Source organism: Sphingomonas tagetis, from assembly GCF_024211275.1.
Taxonomy (GTDB): domain Bacteria; phylum Pseudomonadota; class Alphaproteobacteria; order Sphingomonadales; family Sphingomonadaceae; genus Sphingomonas; species Sphingomonas tagetis.
This window is the reverse complement of record NZ_JAMLDX010000004.1, coordinates 97,806-118,132: the sequence shown is the minus strand read 5'-3', so window position 1 is coordinate 118,132 and position 20,327 is coordinate 97,806. Positions and strand designations below refer to the sequence as shown.

Here is a 20,327-nt window from a genome sequence, read left to right as displayed (position 1 = left end):
AGGCGATGCTCCGCTTCGGCCCGGATGCCGGCCCCGTCGTGATCGCGGCGCTGCCCCTGTTCGAGGAAGCCAACCGCACCCGCGCCTTCACCGTCACGATCCTGCGCGCGCTGGCCGAGCGCGGCATCGCCGGTGCGCTGCCCGACCTGCCCAGTCAGGGCGAAAGCGTGCGGCCGACGCATGAAACGACCCTGCCCATCCTGCGCGAAGGCTTCGCCGCGGCGGCCGCAAGTCTCGGCCGCCCCGCCTTCAGCCTGACGATCCGCAGCGGCGCGCTGCTCGACGCTGCAGCCGCGCTCACCGGCCGCTACCACCTCTCGCCGATGACCGGCGCCGACCTGCGCCGCGAGCTCGTCCGCGCGCGCCAAGCCTCGGCCCGCGAATCCGGCCAGCCGTTCGATGCCGCATCGATCGACACCGCGGCCGACCCGGTCGAGCTGGCCGGCAATATGATCGCAACACAACTCCTGCGCGAGCTGACCGACGCTGTCCCGGTCGCGCTGGCAACCCGCACGGTCCGGCTCGAAACCGAGGCCAAGCCCGCCGACGCCAAGCTTTCTGGCAGCCCGCTCTGGCGCCGCGCCGAGCCGGATAATGACATCGACTTCGCCGCACGCGTCGCCGACGACATCGCCGCCTGGATCGAAACATGCGCCGGCTGATCCATTTCCAATGCGCTGGCGAGACCCTCGCCGCCACGCTCGACGACGCGCCCGGCACGACCGGCCTGCTCATCGTCTCGGGCGGGAACGAGATCCGCATCGGCGCGCATCGCGGCATGGCTGAACTCGCCGCGAACGTGGCGAAGATGAGCCATCCCGTGTTCCGCTACGATCGCCGCGGAATCGGCGATTCTACAGGTGAAAACAATGGCTTCGAATCGACATCTGAAGATATTTGTGAAGCTGCCGCCGCGTTTCGCCGCGAAGCGCCGCACCTTTGCCGAATCGTCGCGTTCGGCAATTGCGACGCCGCGAGCGCGCTGATCCTGTTCCACGCGGCCGCCGGGATCGACGCGCTGGTCCTCACCAACCCCTGGACGATCGAGCAGACCGACGACCTGCCCCCGGCCGCCGCGATCCGCTCTCGCTATATCGAAAAGCTCAAGGACCCGCGCGAACTGCTCCGCCTCGTCACCGGCGGCGTCAATCTGCGCAAGCTCGCCAGCGGGCTGATCAAGGCATCCGCCAAGCCGTCGCAGCCGCCCGCAGGCTTGCCCGCGCGGATGGCGGCCGCCCTCGCCGCCAGCACCACGCCGGTCACTATCCTGCTCGCCGGCCGCGACAACACCGCCATCGCGTTTGCCGATCATTGGCAGAGCGACGCCTTCGCGGCGTGCCGTGCCCGCGTCACGCCCCATAGCTGCGACACCGACAGCCACAGCTTCGCGCGGCCGCAGGACAAGGCGTGGCTAACCGGGCAAGTCCTCGCCGCGCTCGCCTGACCGCGGCTTCACCGCGCCACTCGCCCACAATGCCCACCAGATGATCGCAGGCTGAAGCAACAGCCGCGGCACATGATACCAGGCCGACAGCCCGGTCCCGCCGCCCAGATCGATCATCGCGTGCTTCACATTCGCCGGAAACACGCACAGCGCATAGACTGCGAACGCCCAGCCCGCCGCGACGCGCCACCGCTGCGACAACAACCCCGCCGCGCCGATCAGTTCGCACAGCCCGGTCACGATCACCACCTCGCGCGCCATCGGCACCCAGTCGGGCGTGATCCGCACCATCGAGTCGGTGAAGATGAGATGCCCCGCGCCCGCCAGCGCATAGAAGCCCGCGAGCGTCAGCCGCCCGATCCGCCGCGCCCGGCTCTCGGGCGGCTCGGCTATTGCCAATTGCCCAGCAGCATGAACGGCGCCCAGTAGAAGGGATGCGCGTAACCGGTGACCGCCGGTCCGGTCGCGGCGCCCTGTGGCGCGCGCGGCGTCCCGCGGTCGTCGCCCGCCTTGCCCTGCGCGGCCATCAGCGCGATCTGCGCCCGGCGCAGCGCCTCGGCCTTGCTCACCCCGCCCTGCGCGTGAATCGCATAGAAGCGCTGCATCAGCACCGCGGTCGATTCGTCGGCCACCGACCACAACGACGCCAGCACCGCCGACGCGCCTGCCTTCTGCGCCAGCTCGGCCAGACTCGACTCCACCTCCGCGCCATTCTGATCGATCTGCGGCACCCCGGTCTGACATGCCGACAGCGCCAGCAGATCGACATCGATCGCCGTGAACCGCCCATCCTTGATGAACTCGCTCAGCGGCAGCGTCTTGCCGTCGCCGAGCAGCAGGAACGACTTGTCGGCGCTCACCGGATCGAGCGCGAAATGGCTGGCGATATGGATCACGCGAGAGCCGCCCGCCATCGCGCTGCCCAGCGCCGCGCGGTCGAACGCCGCGTCGAGCTTCATGACTCCGGGCAGCACGCCGGTCGCGCCCGCCTTGACGATGCCGCTCAATTCCGCGGGCACGGCGGGCAGCGGCGACAGGCCGTTCCCGCCCTGGCTCGCGCCCAGCGCCGCGACGCGCCAGGATGCGCCGTCCGCCGGCCCGGTCTGCACCTCGTCGATCGAGCGGAACGCACTGAACGCATAGCGTGACGCCAGCCAGTCCTTGCCGTCATGCAGCGCGGCGAACGGCAGATAGCGCAGCGCATCGTCGAGCGAGAGCATCACCTGCTTCACGCCTGCCGCACGCAGCGCCTTGTCGACCGGCTCGAACGCTTCCTTGTAGAGCTTGGCGGCCGGGTCGGTGATGAACACCGCCTTGTCGCTGATCGCCTGGCGATAGGCGCCGACATCCTTGCGCAACGCCGTGATATCGACCGGCACCACGATCGAGCGCTGATAGTTGGCGGTCGTCAGCAGCCAGTGGATGCGGTCGGGCAGCACCACTGCGTGCAGCGCCGCGACATCCTTGCCCAGCCGGCGCACGGTGGTGATCAGCCGGGGCTGGATCGATGCGACGCGCGTCGCCTTTGCCTCCAGATCGGGCGCCTGCTTCGCGTCCAGCCCCGCCACCATGTCGCCGAGCGACGACAGCTCGCCGCGAAACGCCGATTGCGCCGCCCCCAGCGCCGTGGTCGCCGCCTCAAGCTCCTTCTGCTGCTCGGCGCTAAGTTCGCCCTTGGCCTGCAACGCGATCAGCCGGTCGCGCGCGGCCCCGGCCTGATGCAGCGCCGCAGTCGCGGTATCGAACGCGGCCAGGCTCGCGGTCTGCTGCGCGTCCAGCGGCATCCGCTCGAACGCGTCGCCCTGCTTCCCGCGGGTGTAGTTATAGGTCTCGAAGTCCTTGAGCATCGCCAGCACATGCTCGGCCTCGCCGAACCGGCCCATCTCCATGAAGATGTCGGCGAGGTAACGGTAGCGGTCCTGATGGACCTTGACGAAACATTCGCGGATCGACGGATCGAGGTCGGAAATACGCTTGCGCGCGTCCTGTAGCTTGTTGACCGCCACCTTGGCGAAGAACAAGGCCGCCTCGGGCCGCCCCCCGCCCTTCGCCTCCATCGCCGCCGACGACCACAGGCACGATCCCTCGATCAGTGCGAAATAATTGTCCTGGCTGCCGAACCGCGCGCGCAGCCCGGCTTCCTTGACCGCGAGCGAGCGCACCTTGGTCGCGAGATATTCGTCCATCCGCCCGAACAGCAGCTGATGCTCCTCGAGCGCGCGGAATCCCTCGAACACTGCGAATTCAGAACCTTGCGCGACCGCGGCATCCAGTTCTTTGGTCAACACCGCCGCGCGGACCTCATAGCCCGGCTCGGGCGCGGCATCGGGCGTTTCCACGCCGATCGGGAGCGGCACGAAATCCTTCTGCGACGCCAGGCAAGCGATCGTCGCGCTCTTGCCGCACGCTTCGGTCCACTTTGCCGCGTCCTCACCGCCGCGCCGCACCGCCTCGCCCAGCCAGTAGCGCGCCTGCTTGACGTCGGGCTTCATCCCCCAGCCGAGCGCGGCCGCGCGCACCATCGCCTCGGCCCCGCCCGCATAGCCGGGCGCGGCGGCGTGGCGGAACCAGCGCAGCGCCATCGCCGGATCCCTGGCCACGCCCACCCCATGCAGATATGCCTCGCCCAACGCCACGCGCGCGCTGTGATCGCCGCAATGCACGGCATAGCGCAGCAGCCGCAGCCCCTCCGCGGGATTTGCCTTTGTCCCGTTGCCCGCCAGATACATGCGCGCGAGCCGCACCTGAAACGCGTAACTCGACGGCGCGGCGCGCTGCATCCACTCGAACGCCTGCACCGGGTCGGGCGCAGGCGCGCCGGCGCGCTCGGCGTCGGTGAAGGACATCTCACCCGAATAATAGATTGCAAGGTTGAACGCGGCGTAGGTCTGGCCCTGACGGTACGCGTCTTCCCATGCGCGCAATGCCTTCAGCGCGCTCTTCTCGACCCCATATCCGTTCATGTAGAGATAGCCGATCGCGCGCAGCGCATCGCCCGACCCCAGTTCCGCGCCCTTTTCGAACCAGGTCTTCGCGATGGTGGCGTCACCCTTGCCGTCGTCCAGCACCATCCAGGCGTAACGCGAGGCCGCCTCCGTCACCCCGAGCTCGGCCAGCGCCTTGAGGAGGGGCGCCTGGCTCGGCGAGCGATCGAAGGCGAAGGCATAGGGCTGATCGACGTTGCGCAGGAACTCGGCCTTCCGCTCGGCGGGCAGCGCCTTGAAGATATCGGTCTGCGAATAGCGCACGACTTCGCGCAGCGCCGCTTCCTGCAAGCGCAGGTCGAGCATCAGTCGGATCTGGAACTCCCACGCCGCGACCGGATCGGTGGCGGCTGCGGTATATCGCATCGCCAGCGCGAATTGCTGCCTGGCGAGCTTGCCCTCCTGCAACGCCTTGGCGACCGCGACCAGCAATTTGGGATCGCGCGTCGCGGCGATCTTCGCGCGCCATGCCGCGCTGTCGATCTTCAACCCGGCCTTGTCGATCATCGGCCCGGGATGTGCCAGCGCGGCCAGCGCCCAGCCTTCGCCCAGCGCTGCGCGCTTCTCGATCAGCGACAGCGCATAGGCCTTGTCCGCTTCGCCGGGATCGTCACGCAGCACGACCTCCGCCAGCTTCGCCGCGATATCCGCGACATCGGCCGCCAGCGCCTTCTCATAATAACGCCGCGCCGCCTTGAGATCGAGCGGCACCTCCTGTCCGCGCGCAAAGGCGTCGGCGGCGATCGCCGCATTGGTGGCGTCGGCATCCTCGGCGAGTTTGTGAAACCAGCGCACGGCCGCCGGATTGTCGCTCGGCTGGCCCGTGAACTCGCTCGAGCTCAGCGCTCGCGCCAGCAGCCGCATGCCCTGCGCATCGCCGCCTTCGGCCGCCTTGCGATACCAGTCGCGCCCGGCGGCTTCGTCGGTCGGCATGCCGTCGCCCATCGTCGCCATCTTGCCCAGTTCGACCATCGAGTCGGTCTCGCCGGCCTCGGCGGCCTTACGATACCAGGCAATCGCCATCTGCAGATCGCGCGCCACGCCGATCCCGTGGCGGTAGTGATAAGCGAGCAGCCGCATCCCGCTGCTCTCGCCACGATCCGCCGCGACCGAGAGCAGGCGCAGCGCCTCCGGCACGTCCTTGGAGCCGCCTTCGCCGTCGCGAAGCATCGCCGCGAGATTGCTCGCGGCCCAGCCCGATCCCAGCTCGACCGCCCGCGCGTAGAGCCGGCGCGCCTCGACCGCGTCCTTGGCACCGCCCTCACCATTCTGAGTCATGTAAGCCAGCGACGCGAACGAGTCGGGATCGCCGACCTTCATGCCGCGCGCATACCAGGCCCGCGCCTGCGCGAAGTCGCGCGGGACGCCCGCCCTGCCGAAGCGATAGATGTCGCCAAGATCGCTGGCACTGCCGGAAACCCCGAGCGCAAAAGCGCGCGCGGTGAAGGCGATCGCCTTCGCACTGTCCACCGGCGTGCCGATGCCGTTCAGATAATAGTTGCCGAGCTTGGCGACGATCCACGCATAATCGCTCTTCTCGCCCATCAGGGCATAGGCCAGCCCGCGTTTCTCGTCCTTGGGCACGCCCTCGCCCTGCGCATAGATCGCCGCGAGCGTGTTCGCGGCCTGAAGGCTGCCCCCCGCGACGGCGCGTTCGAGCAGCGGCAGCGCCTTGGCAGTATCCGCGTCACGCGAATAGGCACGGCCGAGATTGGCGAGCGTGTCGGCATCATCCGGGTTGGCCGCCAGCGCGCGCTCGCACCGTTCGATCGCCCGCTCGGCAATGATGTCGTCGAATTCCTTGCCGGTCGGGTCGCGCGGCGTCGGCAGCTGCGCCTCGGCGGCGCACGCCTTGCGCGACTCGGCGTCCTTTGCCGCCGCCTGGACCGGGGCCAGCGCCGCGATCGAGACCGTCGCCAGAAATAGAAGATTGCGTGCCATATGCCGTCCCGTCGGCGCGAGTATCTCCCAGCGCGCAAGCCGCTGGCAAGCTTGCATTTCAGTCAAATGGAGTTGCCAGAGGGCCTGTAAGCCGGGTTCTGTCCACGCCCGCCCTTTCCCTTGCGGGAGGTGCGCGCGATGGGCGGCCATTCCTCTAGGCCGACAGTTGCCTGCCGGCTCAAGCAATCAACCCGGACCGCGGGGCGGAACTCCCCATGCGCGGTCCCTATTCGATCTTGCTCCCGGTGGGGTTTGCCGTGCCGCTTCCGTTGCCGGTCGCGCGGTGCGCTCTTGCCGCACCCTTTCACCCTTGCCCTCAGTCCGAAGACCAGCGGGCGGTCTGCTCTCTGTGGCACTTTCCCTGACCCCGGCAAGCCGGAGCCGCCGGGCGTTACCCGGCACCGTGTTCCCGTGGAGCCCGGACTTTCCTCGGTATGCCGAAGCATAACGCGGCCGCCCGGCCCTCTGGCGCTATCGCTATAGTCCGGCTTTCAGCCGAACGGAAGCGGCACCAGAGCCCAGCGCAGCGTCACAAACTCAGTCATCCCCCTGCGGCTTTGGGAGCAGCAGCGCCAGCAACAGCATCCGGCATTCAGCATCGATCGTGCCGTCGATCAGCTCGGGCCGGAAGCGGCGCTGGAAGGCCACGGTCGCGGCGAGTCCGTCAGTCACCTCATAGCCGAACCGCTCGAGCGCCAGCAGGAACCCCGCATCGCTCCAGCCCGGGTCCATCAGTCCCTTGGTCGGCCGCGGCAGCGCCAGCCGCAGCCGCGCGAGCAATCCCCATGGAAACAGCTCGCCCGGATCCTGCTTGCGCGCCGGCGCGATGTCCGAATGGCCGACGACATTGCCGCGCGTGATGCCGTAACGCTGCTTGATGTCGGCAGTCAGCCGCACCACCGAGTCCATCTGCTCGTCGGGAAAGGGCCGATAGCCGAACTCGTGCCCGGGATTGACGATCTCGATCCCGACCGAGGCCGAATTGACGTCGGTCACGCCGCGCCAATGCGACTTGCCGGCGTGCCAGGCGCGCTTGGCCTCATCGACCAGCCGGACGATTTGCCCGTCCTCGGCCACGAGATAGTGGCTCGACACCCCGAATTTCGGGTCGCGCAACCGCTCGATCGCCTCCTCGGCGGTCTTCATGCCGGTATAGTGCAGCACGATGATGCTCACCGGCAGCTTGCGCTCGTCGAAATTGGGCGACGGCGCGTCGATCCAGTTGAGTTCGGCCCGATCTGGTCTGGAGGCGTCCTGCATCATCGCAGCAAGGTCTGCTTCCGCCCGCGCCGAAAGGCAAGCCGTCGCGCGGTCAGCGCACCGAAACCCGCGCCGGCGCCGGCTGCCCGCCATCCGCCTGATAAAAGCCGCGGAAGCGCTCGCTCGGCCGGAACGCGTCGGTCTGGCCGATCACCGTCTCGCCCGCGCCAAGTACCAGCAGCCCGCCCTCGCGCGTCGCGCTGCGCAGCGTATCGAACACCGAGCGGCGCACCGCGCTCGCGAAATAGAGCAGGACGTTGCGGCACAGCACGATGTCGAACTTGCCGATCGGCGCCGGATCGCGGGTGAGGTTGTGGCAGCGGAACTGCACGCGCCGGGCCAGCTCGGGCCGCACCACCCATTCGCCGTCGATGCTGTCGAACCACGTCACCATGCGTCGCACCGGCAGCCCGCGCTGGATCTCGAATTGCGAATATCGCCCGGCCCGTGCCCGCGCCAGCGCCGACGGGCAGACATCGGTCGCGACGATCTCGGGCATCGCGAAGCCGCGCGACACCGCCAGTTCCTCGAACAGCATCGCCAGCGAATAGGGCTCCTGACCGACCGAGCAGCCCGCCGACCAGATGCGCAGCCGGCGTCCCGGCGTTTCCGCCTGCAACGCCCGTGCGGCCTCGACCACCGTCTCGATCACCCCGGCGTCGCGGAAGAACGACGTCTCCTGGTTGAGCAGCGCATTGACCACCGCGTCGGCCAGCGGTCCATTGCGCTCGCCCGCCAGCCGTCCGACCAGCTGGTCCAGCGTCTCCAGCCCGTGATCGCGCAGCACCGGCTTCAGCGCGGTTTCGACGCGCCACGCCCGGTTCGCCGCAATCTGCTGCCCCGTGCGCTGCTCGAGCAATGCGCCGATGACGTTGGTGGCGCCCGCTGAAGCGAAGGTCGGCGGTCCCGGCGGCATCATGCCGGCCTCCGCCCGCTGGCGATCATTTGCCCGATCTCGCCCGGCGGGAGCACCGCGGCGGCGCGCTCGGCGATCGCACCCGGCATGCCCCACACGACCGAGCTCGCCTTGTCCTGCACGATCAGGCTGCCGCCGGCTTCGACCAGCTGCGCCGCACCGCCGGCGCCGTCGCGGCCCATGCCGGACAGGATCACGCCCAGTCCGCGCGCGCCATAGATCGACGCGACCGATTCGAGCATCGGATCGACCGAGGGCGTACAGCCGCTCGCCACGGCCTCGTGGCTCAGCCGGATCGCGACCCAGTCGGACGTCCGCACACAGCGGACATGCGCGTGCCCCGGTGCGACATACATTCGCCCGGGGCGGATTCGCATATGATCCTCGGCGACCTCGCACGGCCGTCCGGCCAGCACCGCCAGCTGCATCGCGAAATAGCCCATGAATGATGCCGGCAGATGCTGAGTCACCAGGATCGGCGGCTGGAAGTCGGCGGGTATCGCGCGCAGCATCTGGCTGAGCGCATGGATGCCGCCGGTCGAGGCGCCCACGGCGACGATGTCGAACTCGCCAGCGATGCCGGCATCGGCCTTCGCGGGCTGTTCGGGCTCGCTCGTCGCATCGAACAGCCGCCGGATACGGTCTTCGAGGACCACCGCGAACCGCCCCGCAAAGCTCCCCACGCCCGGCTTGACCAGCGTGTCGGCGGCCCCGAGCGCGAGCGCCTGCACTGCGGCCGCCGCGCCGTCATCCGCCGCCGACGAAACCACCAGCACCTTCGCGCCCTGCCCCGCCGCAAGCAGGTCGGGCAAGGCGGTCAGGCCGTGCACGCCCGGCATTTCCAGATCGAGCAGGATCACATCGACGCGGTCGTGCGACAGATAGCCCAGCGCCCCGCGCACATCGCTCACCGACGCCACCACGCGGAAGCCCGCCATCGCGTCGATCATTCGCCCGATCACCGCCCGCGCGACGACCGAGTCGTCGACGATCAGAACGCGAATGCCGCCAGCGTCGCGAACCGGAAGACCGGCCGCGGCAGTTCCGTGCATCATTGCCAGGCGCCTTTCAGGCGACGCCGACGATCTGGAGCTTGCTTTGCAATGTCTCGCGGTCGAACGGCTTCATCACATATTCGTCGGCGCCCGCCTCGATCGCGGCGCGGATATAGGCCATGCCGTTCTCGGTCGTGCAGAACACCACCTTCGGCTTTTCGGAAATGCCGCTCTCCTTGAGCGCACGCAGGAAATCCATCCCGCTCATCACCGGCATGTTCCAGTCGAGCAGCACCACGTCGGGCGAATCCGTCAGACATGCGTCGAGCGCCTCGCGTCCATCCCCCGCCTCGCGAACGGTGAAGTTGAGCGTTTCCAGAATGTGGCGGGCCACTTTGCGGATTACCTTGGAATCATCGACGACGAGGCAGGTCTTCATGAGGGCTCCGTTCCCGCATTTTGGCGCGATTATCAGCGGTTATGGCAAGAAGGTGTAAGCACCGCGTTAATTGCGGTCAGGCGACGTGCGCGAGATTGGCGCTATTTTGTCCGGGCACCAGCGCGGTCAGGTCGATCACCAGAATCGGCTCGCCATCGCGCTGGACCAGCCCGCGCCCCGCTGCGCGCCACGCGCCAGTCAGCGCGATGCCCTGCGCCATCGGCTGAAGCTCGAACGGCGCGACATCGTCGAGCGTATCGACCAGCAGTGCGTAATGATGCCCATCGACGCGCGTGATTACGGCACGCCCGGGTTCGCGACCATTGCGGTCCATCCCCAGCGCCGCGATCGTGTCGATCACCGTCACCACACGGCTGCGCAGCGCAGCCAGCCCGCGGATATGACCGGTCGCGCGCGGAACCTCGATGATCGTGCCGATATCGACGACCGATTCGACCTGTTCGGCTTCGATCGCCACCGTGCGTCCCGCGACATGCGCGATCAGGAAAAGCTGTTCCACCGTCACCCCTTTCGCGCCGCGCTGGCGATCGCGCTGAGCAGCCCGTCCCGGTCATAGCGATAGACGCTGCCGTCCACCGCCTCGCCGCGCCGGCTGCGCAGTCGCACCACTGGCGCCGCCACATCGCTCATCGCGCCATGCTCATCGTTCGTCAGCACCACGTCGGCGCGCTCGCCGGGCGCGAGCGTGTCGGTCACCCGATAGCCAGCCGCTTCGAGGATCGGCTTGACGAAGCCGCGCATCCATTCCTGCTCGCCGCCCGACAGCAGGCAGACCGGCCCGCCGTCCGGCTCGGCGCCACCCGCGACATGTGCCGCGAACAGCCAGTGCGGATCGAGCAGTTCGACCGGCTCGCCATCCACCAGCGCGACCGCGGCGACCGGGCCGGGCGTGTCGGCATGAACCAGTTCCAGCGGCAGGGTGACGATGTCAGCCGCGTCGGCAATGGCATAGGCGATCTCGGCCTCGCCATCCTTCAGCCGCAGCACCGATCCGGTGCCGCTCTCCGCGAACTCGGCGCGCGCGACCAGCGGCACGATACGTCCGTCGATCGTCAGCCGCAGCCGCCCGGCGGCAAACCGAACCGCATTCGCATCGACTTGCTCGATCCGGTCGAGCAGCGCGAGCGGCACCGCGCGGCGCACGCCATCGAGGTCGATGAAGACCAGCGCGCTGATCCCGCTTTCCACCTCCGCCGTTTCTTCGATCTCTTCCGCGATCAACTCGCGCGTGAAGTGCAACCCCGCGTCGCGCGCGATCCCCGCACAATCGAGCAGCAGCATCGGGCAACCGCTGTCGGGCAAAGTCTGCCCGGCATAGAGCCCGGTCGCCATCACCGCAGGCGCGGCCGGCTTGATCACCAGCTCCTCATTGTCGAGCACATCCTCGACACGCAGCGCATAGCTGCCCTCGCCGACATTGACGATCGCCAGCATCGTCTCGCCGAACGAGATCGAATCCATTCCGAGCTGACGGGTCAGCGTCACCAGCGGCAGGCGCCGGTCGCGCACGGTCGCCACTTCGGCGGTGCCGAGATGGTCGATGCGGATCGATTCGTTGCGCTCACTCACGATTTCCTCGATCGCCTGACGCGGCACCGCGAAGCGCTGACCGCCCGCCGCGACGACGATCGTCGGGATGATCGACAGTGTCAGCGGCACATGGATCTGAAGGCGCAGGCCGCGGCCCGGCACGCTGTCCAGCTCCACGCGCCCGCCGATCTGCTCGATCGCCGCACGGACCACGTCCATGCCGACACCGCGCCCGGAAACCTCGCTGACCTCGTCCTTGCTCGACAGGCCCGGCTCGAACACCAGTGCCAGCTTCTGCCGCTCGCTCAGGGCGCGCAACGCCCGCTCGTCGCGGCCGGCATCAACCAGCTTGCGCACCAGCCGCTCGGTATCGATGCCGCGCCCGTCATCGGCGATCTCGACGATGATCTGGTTGCCCGATTGCCGCGCCGACACGGTCAACCGGCCATTTTCGCGCTTGCCCGCCGCGCGCCGTTCGGCGGCAGGCTCGATACCGTGATCGATCGAATTGCGCACGATATGTACCAACGGATCGCGCAGCACCTCGATCATCTCGCGGTCCAGCTCGACCTCGGCGCCATCGACCTGCAACGTCACCGACTTGCCCAGCCCCGCCGCGGTATCCCGCACCATCCGCGGCAACGCCGAGAACAGTGCGTCGATCTTCTGCATCCGCGTCCGCGTCACCGTGTCGCGCAGATCGGCGACCGTGGCCGACATCCGCTCGAGCGCCGCCTCGATCTGCGGATCGACATCCGCGCCGCGCAGCCGCCGCGACAGCTCGTTGCGCGCGAGCACCATGTCGGACATACCGCTCATCATCCGGTCGAGCAGGTCGACATTGAGCCGCACGCTGCGCGCCGGCGCGCGCTGCACCAGCGCCGCGTTGATCTGCGCGACCTCGTCCGATCCCTCTTCCAGCGCCGCGACCAGCAGGTCCTCGCCGCTGTCGTCGAGCGGGCTGCCGGCGTCGATCGCCTCGACGATCTCACCGATCCGGTCGACGATCGCCAGCACCGCATTGACCAGCGCACGATCGGGCGCGCGTTCGCCCGATCGCACCGCCGCCAGCACATCCTCGGCGGCATGGCTCAACCGTGCCAGCCGCGGCAGGTCGAGAAAGCCGCAGCTTCCCTTCACCGTGTGGACGAAGCGAAAGATCGCATCGAGCCGAGCGCGGTCACCGGGATTGGCTTCCCAGGCGACGATCTCGCCCGACAGCGCGTCCAGCGTCTCGCGCGTTTCCGCGATGAACTCTTGCAGCAGATCGTCCAACTTCGCCCTCAACGCGTACGCTTACCCGTCTTGGAGGCCCACGCGTTAAAACCCGGTTAGCCAGATGTCAGATTTCGACCGCTTCCAAATGCGAAGAAGTTTCGCTAGAGACCGCTTCGCAATGACCTACGAACCCGCCTTCACCTATCTGCGCGTCGGTACGCGCTAACCCGCGGGTCGCTGCACCCGTTCGGGGTGCAGTCTCAACTGTCCTAATCGACAATTCGGCCCGGCACCCCTGAACCAACCACAGGAGTGTCCAATGTCATTTTCCATCCACCCGACGCACAATGCGCCGCTCAAGCTGTGGGACAGCGCCGGCCCGTTCGAGGCGGGTGCGATGCAACAGCTGCGCAACGTCGCGTCGCTTCCGTTCATCCATCACCATGTCGCCGGGATGCCCGATGTTCATTGGGGCATGGGCGCGACGGTCGGCTCGGTGATCGCGACCAAACAGGCGATCGTGCCGGCCGCTGTCGGTGTGGATATCGGCTGCGGGATGATGGCGGTGCGCACCTCGCTCACCGCGAACCAGCTGCCCGACAGCCTCGCCGCGATCCGTGCCGATATCGAGCGCGCCGTGCCGAAGGGCATGGAGTCGAGCCAGACTGCCAACCACGTCAAGGGCGGGTGGGCGATCACGCCGAACTCCGTGTCACGGGCCTGGTACGACAAGTTCGAGGCGCGGTGGCGCGCGATCCTCGCCAAGCATCCCAAGGTCGATGGGAAAACCAGCGACCAGTTGGGATCGATGGGCGGCGGAAACCACTTCATCGAGGTCTGCCTCGATGAGGAGGACCGGGTGTGGGTGATGCTCCACTCCGGCTCGCGCGGCACGGGCAACCGGATCGGCGTCTATTTCATCGAGGCCGCCAAACAGGCGATCGCGAAGGAGCAGCTCGATTTTCACCTGGCCGACAAGGATCTGGCGTTCCTGACCGAAGGGTCGCAGCTCTTCGATGATTATATCGACGCGATGCACTTCGCGCAGGACTACGCCATGTCCAACCGCGAGCTGATGATGATCCGCGTTCTCGAGGCGCTGCGGAAGCACGTCCCCGGCTTCAAGACCGACAAGGCGGCGATCAACTGCCACCATAATTACGCGACCCGGGAGGTTCATTTCGGCGAGCGTGTATGGGTCACCCGCAAGGGCGCGGTGAGCGCGCGGGCCGGCGAGCTCGGGATCATCCCGGGATCGATGGGCACGGGCAGCTTCATCGTCGAGGGGCTGGGGAACGAGGAGTCGTTCTGCAGCTGCTCGCACGGTGCGGGCCGCGTGATGTCGCGCGGACAGGCCAAGAAGCTGATCACGCTCGATCAGCACAAGGCCGCGATGCAGGGCATCGAGGCGCGGGTGGACGAAGGGGTGCTGGACGAAAGCCCGGCCGCCTACAAGGACATCGGCGCGGTGATGGATGCCCAGCAGGACCTCGTCCGCATCCGCCACCGGCTGCGGCAGGTGGTCAATGTGAAGGGGTAAGGGGTTCCGGCTCGCGTTTCGGCGCGGGCCGGGATTTCAGCGCTTCTTTCCCTGATGCCGGATATTCGCCGGCCGGCCGCGATGCTTGATCGCCCGTTTGGGCGGCCCACCGCGCCGCCGATCTTCACCCGACCCGCTGCCCTTGCCGTCGGGCAGCTCGAACCGCAGCGCGCCTGACACCGGGTTCGCTTCGACCAGCTTCAGCTTCAGCCGCTGCCCCAGCGAGAACGCCTCGCCGGTCTCCTCGCCGACCAGTTGCTGCGCCGCCTCGTCATAGCGGAAATATTCGCGGCCGAGATCGCGCGCCGGGACCAGCCCGTCACCGCCCACCCCGTCCACCGTCGCGAAGAAGCCGAAGCTCTGCACCCCGGTGATCCGCGCCTCCATCACCTCGCCGACATGCGCCGACAGATAGGCGGCGACATAGCGGTCGATCGTCTCGCGCTCGGCCTCCATCGCGCGCCGCTCGAGCTGGCTGATGACCTCACCGGTCTTCGCCATCTCGGCATCGGCCGGCAGTTCGCCGCCCGGCCCCAGCTTGTCAGCCTCGACCAGCGCGCGATGCACGACCAGATCGGCATATCGCCGGATCGGCGACGTAAAGTGCGCATAGGACCCCAGCGACAGCCCGAAATGCCCTGCATTCTGCGGGCCGTAATAAGCCTGGGTCTGCGTGCGCAGGACCTGGGTCATGACCTCCTCGCGGAATTCGGCCTCCTTCACGCGCGCGATCACGTGGTTGAAGGTCGCGGGCTTGATCACCTGTCCCAGCGCGAACTCGACCTCGAGCGTCTTGAGATAGTCCTTGAGCGCGGCCAGCTTCTCGCGGCTCGGCGGCTCGTGCACGCGGTACATCACCGGCGCCTTGCGGCCTTCCAGCGCCTTTGCCGCCGCGACGTTCGCCGCGATCATATAATCCTCGATCAGCTTGTGCGCATCCAATCGCTCGCGCGGCGCGACCGACAGGATGCGCCCCTTCTCGTCGAGCACGATCCGCCGCTCGGGCAGGTCGAGGTCGAGCGGCTCGCGCCTCTCGCGCGCCTTGTACAGCGCGCGCCAGCATGCCCAGAGCGGCCGCAGCGTGCTCTCGACCAGCGCCGGATCGACGCCGGCCAGTTCCTCGGCCGGCATCGCGCAGGGCGATGAGGCGACGTCCGCCTTCTCGCCCGCCGCGTCGATCGCCGCCTGTGCATCCTCATAAGCGATGTTGGCGGCCAGCCGCACCACCGCCCGGCTGAACCGCCACGACTTCAATTCGCCCTTGGCCGAAATCTGCAAATGGCAAGCCAGCGCCGCGCGATCCACGCCCTCCTTCAGCGAACACACGTCCGCCGACAGCACCTCCGGCAGCATCGGCACCACCCGATCGGGGAAGTACACGCTGTTCCCCCGCTTGCGCGCCTCGCGGTCGAGCAGTGACCCCGGGCGCACATAGAAGCTGACGTCGGCAATCGCGACGATCGCCTTCCACCCGCCTTCGTTCTTGGGGTCGTCGTCCGGCGCCGCCCATACCGCATCGTCATGATCGCGCGCATCGACCGGGTCGATCGCGACGATCGGGATGTCACGCAGGTCTTCGCGGCCGCCTCCTGTTGGCGTCAAGCCAACAGACTTGACGGGACCAAGGTCCTGCTTGGCGACCCGCTCCGCCTCGCCCAGCAATTCCTCCGAAAACACGTTCGGAATGCCATGCTTGTGGATCGCGATCAGCGAGAAGCTGCGCGGCGCGAACGGATCACCCAGAATCTCGGTGACCTTCGCGAAGATGCGCGGCCCCTTGCCGCTCTTCTCGGCGAGCACCAGATCGCCCGGCTCCGCGCCATTGCGCTCGGAAATGACGGCGACCGTGTCGCGCGATTTCTTCTCGACGCCGTGGAGGTAGAGCCGTCCGCCCTCTTCCTTGACCACGCCGAGCATCGCTTCCTCGCCCTTGGCGAGCTTCTTCATGGAATGCGCGATCCAGCCCTTCCCGGCCTCCTCGGTCCGCGCCAATATCCGGTCGCCGATCGCCAGCGCCCCAGCGCCACGCCGCTCACGCACGCGCAGCCGCGGTACCGGCACACCCTCAGCCTCCCAGCGCTCGGGCACGGCCCATACGGTGTCGCCATCGCTGTCGGTCACGCGCAGCACGGTCACCTTGGGGAGCCCGCCCATTTTGTGAAATGCTCGCCCCGGCGCGCTGTCGATGAGGCCCTCGTCGGCCATGTCGCGCAGCAGCGCCTTGAGCGTGATCTTCTCCTGCCCCGAAAGCCCGAAGGCACGTGCGATCTCCCGCTTGCCGGCGGGCGTGTCCGAAGAGGTGATGAAATCGATGATCTGTTGCCGCGTCGGCAGGCCGGGCGCGGGCTTCTTCGCTTTGTTCTGTTTTGTCATTGGCCGCCAATATAGGCGGCGCGGCGAATAACGCCAACGCGGGAGCGGCTGGCGATCCGCCGCTCCCTCGCCGGTCAGCTCAGGATGCGGATGATGCTCTCGATCAGCCGCGTCGTGCGGTCGACGGCATAGACGTTGCCGTCGCGATATACATAATAGTTGCCCGGATCATAGGCGTAGCGCGACCGGTAGTAATCGGGCAGCGACCCGTAGCGCGTCCAGCTGCCATAGCCTGACGGCACGTAATAGCCGCGCGACCAGCCATATTTCTTGGCCTGACCCGGCGGCATGCAGCCATTGCCCTTGCGGGCGAGACCGGGCGGGCAACCCTTGCCGATCTTCGCGGCATGGACTTTGCCATGCCCCTTGCCCTTGCCGTTGTCGGCCATCGCTGGCGTCACCGCCATCGCCGCGGCAACCGCCGCCAATGCGATCATCTTCATGGTGCGTCTCCTGTTCGAGGATATGCGCCATCAACCCGGGGCAGGACACCGGAGTTCCTTGCCATTTTCGCGCCTTGGCCAGCTCGGATCGGCGCAAGCCACGGACCTATTCGCAATCTCAAGCGCTTAGTCCCCGTCACTTACGGCAATCAGGAGAAATCGAGTGAGCGTCGAAGGCAAGATCAAGGAAGCCGCCGGCTTCGTGAAGGAAGAACTCAACGAGCACGGCAAGTCGCCCGAGAGCCAGGAACGCGCCCAGGAAGGCCGCGATCTGCGCAACGAAGGCCGGATCGAGGACGGCAAGGCGCCGAAGACGGCCGAACCCGGCACCGAAGACCCCGAATAACCCTGCACTGCCCCCGCTTCGGCGGGGGCAGCTATGTTCGCTCAATAGGCGCGCGCGACCAGGATCCGCTCGACCGCCGGCTCCCCGCTGAAGATGCAGGCGCCATCGACCGGCGCAGCACCCAGCGGCACGTTGCGGAAGGTCAGCTTGAGCGCCTTGAGCCGCTCGACCACCTTGTCCAGCGCTTCCCCGCTCGGTCTGGCCCATTGCACCTCGACCCAGCCCGGATATTTGCCCGACCCTTGGAAATGCGCCTTGAGCGAGTCGAAGCTGTCGACCCCGCGCACGATATTCGCATCGAGCCGTTCGCGTGCCTGTCCGTGCAGCACGCTCTGGATTTCCTCCAACAGCGCCGCTGCGGACCCGACAAACCCGTCCTTCGCCAGAACCGCGCTGTCGAGCTTGCCGTCCTCGCGGTACAGCCGGTCGCGGCGGATCACCGACACGTTGCCGCCTGCGACATCGCGCCCGCCGACCTCGATCACCACCGGCGCGCCCTTCTTGACCCAGCCCCAGCGCTTCGCCGCCGCCTTGGCCGGCCGCGCATCGAGCAGCGCGCGCACCGGCTCGCCGAGCGCAGACTGTTTGGCGAGGTCGGCCTGCAAGCCCTTGCAATAAGCCAGAACTGCTGCATCCTCGTCCGTGTCGCGCAGCATCGGCACGATCACGATCTGCCAGGGCGCGACGCGCGGCGGCACGCGCAGGCCGTCATCGTCGCCATGCACCATGATCACGCCGCCGATCATGCGAGTGGACACGCCCCAACTCGTCGTCTGCGCCAGCTCCTGAACGCCTTCGGCATTCTGGAACTTGATGTTCTGCGCCGACGAGAAGGTCGTGCCGAGGAAGTGCGACGTGCCCGCCTGCAGCGCCTTGCCGTCCTGCATCATCGCCTCGATCGAATAGGTCGAGACCGCGCCCGGAAAGCGCTCATTCTCCGGCTTCTCGCCCGCCACCACCGGCATCGCGAGGCAATCCTCCGCGAATGAACGGTACACTTCGAGCATCTTCATCGTCTCTTCGCGCGCCTCGTCGACCGAGGCGTGCGCGGTATGCCCTTCCTGCCACAGGAACTCGCTGGTACGCAGGAACATGCGCGTGCGCATCTCCCAGCGCACGACGTTGGCCCATTGGTTGATCAGCACCGGCAGGTCGCGCCACGACTGCACCCAGCGGCTGAACGCGGCACCGATCACCGTCTCCGACGTCGGCCGCACGACGAGCGGCTCCTCCAGCTTCGCCTCGGGATCGACCACCAGCTTGCCGTCGACCTGCTTCAGCCGGTGATGCGTGACCACCGCCATCTCCTTGGCGAAGCCGTCGACATGCTCGGCCTCCTTCTCGAAATAGGAGAGCGGGATGAACAGCGGGAAATAGCAATTCTCGTGCCCCGTCGCCTTGATGCGATCGTCGAGCAGGCGCTGGATGCGCTCCCAGATGCCATAGCCCCATGGCCGGATCACCATGCAGCCGCGGACCCCCGATTCCTCGGCCAGATCGGCTTCCGAGATGACGGCCTGATACCAGGCGGCGAAGTCCGCTTCGCGGGTGACGTTGAGCGCATGCTTGATCATGGCCGCGCGGATAGCGCCTGATCCGGCGCGCGTCACGCCCAACTTGGCTTGCTGCACCGCCGCGACGCGCCTAGTCGGTCAACGATGAGCGGCGACCGTATCCTCACCGGCCTTAGCCTGCGCCTGCTCGCGGTGATGCTGCTGACCTTCATGGCCGTGCTGATCAAGCTTGCTGCCGCGCATGGCGCCAGGCTCCCCGAAATCACGCTGTTCCGCCAATTTTTCGCCATCCCGGTGGCGATGATCTGGGTCGCGCTGGGGCCTGGCCTCGCGACGCTCCGCACCACGCAGATCTCGGGGCACATTACCCGCACCGCGCTTGGCGTGTTCGGCATCAATTTCACTTTCGGCGCGCTGCTGCTGCTCCCGCTGGCCGAGGCGACGGCGATCTCCTTCACCGTACCGATCTTCGCCACGATCCTCGGCGCGCTGGTGCTCAAGGAGCCGACAGGCTGGCATCGCTGGGCGGCGGTCGTGCTCGGCTTCGCCGGCGTGCTCATCGTGACTCAGCCCGGCACCGGCCATATCCCGCTCGCCGGGGCACTGGTCGGTCTCACCTCTGCGCTGACCGTCGCGGTCATCGCGATCCAGTTGCGTCAACTCGGCCGCACCGAGAATGCCGGAACCACCGTCTTCTGGTTTTCCGCGCTGTCCTGTGTGCCGTTGGGGCTGGTTTATCCCTTTTTCGCCGCCGCGCACGATGCCACGACATGGGCGCTGCTCGCCGGCGTCGGCATATTTGGCTGCATGGGACAGATTGCGTTTACCGCCGCGCTCCGCTTCGCGCCGGTCTCGGCCGTCATGCCGATGGATTATTCCGGTCTGATCTGGGCGACGCTGTTCGGCTGGCTGATCTTCGGCACGCTACCCGGCGGCTGGACCTTTGTCGGCGCGCCGGTGATCATCGCCAGCGGCCTTTACATCGTCTGGCGCGAGCGGCGGCGCGGCCTTCCCGCTTCCCCAGTGGTAGCGCCGACTGAAGAGGCCGATGCTGAGCGGGAGCGTGGCGTAGAGGAACGGCGCCCAGCCGTGTAGCCCCGGCGTCATCGCCATCAGCGTCGATCCGACGCCGGTCGCCGACAAGATGCCCCAGATCCACGCCTGACCCAGCGTCTCGCGCCGTTCGTCGTCGGACAGCGCCGGATTGCGCCGCGCGTCGAGGAACATGAACGCGGTGAGGATCGACATCGCGGTAAAGCCGACGCCATAGACGGTGAACAGCGTCCCCAGATTGCCGCGATAGCCGCCAAGCTCGCCCATCAGCAGCGCCGCGAATGAGGTCGCCATCGCGCGCAGCGGCACG

At 67.6% G+C, this 20,327-nt stretch carries 16 protein-coding genes and 1 other RNA gene; 5 read left to right on the top strand and 12 right to left on the bottom strand.

Annotation, left to right across the window (positions count from 1 at the left end):
- Positions 1 to 5: 5 nt before the first annotated feature.
- Positions 6 to 662 (top strand): hypothetical protein, encoded by a 657-nt coding sequence (locus M9978_RS07025; RefSeq protein ID WP_254292292.1) that lies wholly within the window; start codon positions 6 to 8, stop codon positions 660 to 662.
- Positions 650 to 1,444 (top strand): hydrolase 1, exosortase A system-associated, encoded by a 795-nt coding sequence (locus M9978_RS07020; protein WP_254292291.1) that lies wholly within the window; start codon positions 650 to 652, stop codon positions 1,442 to 1,444. Before M9978_RS07025 ends, M9978_RS07020 begins: the two co-directional genes overlap by 13 nt.
- Here the strand turns inward: M9978_RS07020 and M9978_RS07015 are convergent.
- The 9 genes from M9978_RS07015 to M9978_RS06975 all read right to left on the bottom strand — a co-directional run bounded on the left by M9978_RS07015 (position 1,412) and on the right by M9978_RS06975 (position 12,805).
- Positions 1,412 to 1,843, bottom strand: coding sequence for a DoxX family protein (locus tag M9978_RS07015; RefSeq protein WP_302053843.1), 432 nt, complete (start codon positions 1,841 to 1,843; stop codon positions 1,412 to 1,414). The genes M9978_RS07020 and M9978_RS07015 overlap by 33 nt on opposite strands.
- Positions 1,834 to 6,369: a CHAT domain-containing protein gene (locus M9978_RS07010; protein WP_254292290.1), complete on the bottom strand. Its 4,536-nt coding sequence runs from the start codon at positions 6,367 to 6,369 to the stop codon at positions 1,834 to 1,836. Before M9978_RS07010 ends, M9978_RS07015 begins: the two co-directional genes overlap by 10 nt.
- Before the next feature lie 71 nt (positions 6,370 to 6,440).
- Positions 6,441 to 6,838, bottom strand: an RNA gene (gene rnpB, locus M9978_RS07005) — RNase P RNA component class A.
- A gap of 68 nt (positions 6,839 to 6,906) precedes the next feature.
- Entirely contained in the window at positions 6,907 to 7,629 is a 723-nt protein-coding gene (locus M9978_RS07000; protein WP_254292289.1) for an N-acetylmuramoyl-L-alanine amidase, read from the bottom strand.
- Positions 7,630 to 7,681: 52 nt separating this feature from the next.
- Positions 7,682 to 8,548 carry a CheR family methyltransferase gene (locus tag M9978_RS06995; RefSeq protein WP_254292288.1) on the bottom strand — a complete coding sequence of 289 codons (867 nt, stop codon included), beginning with the start codon at positions 8,546 to 8,548 and terminating at the stop codon, positions 7,682 to 7,684.
- Positions 8,545 to 9,600 (bottom strand): chemotaxis protein CheB, encoded by a 1,056-nt coding sequence (locus tag M9978_RS06990; protein ID WP_254292287.1) that lies wholly within the window; start codon positions 9,598 to 9,600, stop codon positions 8,545 to 8,547. Before M9978_RS06990 ends, M9978_RS06995 begins: the two co-directional genes overlap by 4 nt.
- A gap of 13 nt (positions 9,601 to 9,613) precedes the next feature.
- Entirely contained in the window at positions 9,614 to 9,979 is a 366-nt protein-coding gene (locus M9978_RS06985; RefSeq protein WP_254292286.1) for a response regulator, read from the bottom strand.
- Between the two features lie 76 nt (positions 9,980 to 10,055).
- Positions 10,056 to 10,499 (bottom strand): chemotaxis protein CheW, encoded by a 444-nt coding sequence (locus M9978_RS06980; protein WP_254292285.1) that lies wholly within the window; start codon positions 10,497 to 10,499, stop codon positions 10,056 to 10,058.
- Positions 10,500 to 10,501: 2 nt separating this feature from the next.
- The gene (locus tag M9978_RS06975; RefSeq protein ID WP_254292496.1) at positions 10,502 to 12,805 is read right to left on the bottom strand and encodes a chemotaxis protein CheA; all 2,304 of its coding nucleotides are present in this window, start codon (positions 12,803 to 12,805) and stop codon (positions 10,502 to 10,504) included.
- A 262-nt stretch (positions 12,806 to 13,067) separates the two neighbouring features.
- On the opposite strand from M9978_RS06975, the gene M9978_RS06970 reads away from it, so the two are divergent.
- Positions 13,068 to 14,288 (top strand): RtcB family protein, encoded by a 1,221-nt coding sequence (locus M9978_RS06970; protein ID WP_254292284.1) that lies wholly within the window; start codon positions 13,068 to 13,070, stop codon positions 14,286 to 14,288.
- 36 nt (positions 14,289 to 14,324) lie between these two features.
- Here the strand turns inward: M9978_RS06970 and rnr are convergent, their stop codons facing one another.
- The gene (rnr, locus tag M9978_RS06965) at positions 14,325 to 16,661 is read right to left on the bottom strand and encodes a ribonuclease R (protein ID WP_254292283.1); all 2,337 of its coding nucleotides are present in this window, start codon (positions 16,659 to 16,661) and stop codon (positions 14,325 to 14,327) included.
- A 74-nt stretch (positions 16,662 to 16,735) separates the two neighbouring features.
- The gene (locus M9978_RS06960; RefSeq protein ID WP_254292282.1) at positions 16,736 to 17,104 is read right to left on the bottom strand and encodes a hypothetical protein; all 369 of its coding nucleotides are present in this window, start codon (positions 17,102 to 17,104) and stop codon (positions 16,736 to 16,738) included.
- A gap of 163 nt (positions 17,105 to 17,267) precedes the next feature.
- On the opposite strand from M9978_RS06960, the gene M9978_RS06955 reads away from it, so the two are divergent.
- Entirely contained in the window at positions 17,268 to 17,450 is a 183-nt protein-coding gene (locus tag M9978_RS06955; protein WP_254292281.1) for a hypothetical protein, read from the top strand.
- A gap of 41 nt (positions 17,451 to 17,491) precedes the next feature.
- Here M9978_RS06955 and M9978_RS06950 read toward each other — a convergent pair whose 3' ends face one another.
- A complete protein-coding gene (locus M9978_RS06950) occupies positions 17,492 to 19,024 on the bottom strand; it encodes an aminoacyl--tRNA ligase-related protein (protein ID WP_254292280.1) in 1,533 nt (510 codons plus the stop codon).
- 84 nt (positions 19,025 to 19,108) lie between these two features.
- Here M9978_RS06950 and M9978_RS06945 point away from each other — a divergent pair, with 84 nt between their 5' ends.
- Positions 19,109 to 20,059, top strand: a complete 951-nt coding sequence (locus tag M9978_RS06945) for a DMT family transporter (RefSeq protein ID WP_254292279.1) — start codon at positions 19,109 to 19,111, stop codon at positions 20,057 to 20,059.
- Positions 20,060 to 20,327: the final 268 nt, after the last annotated feature.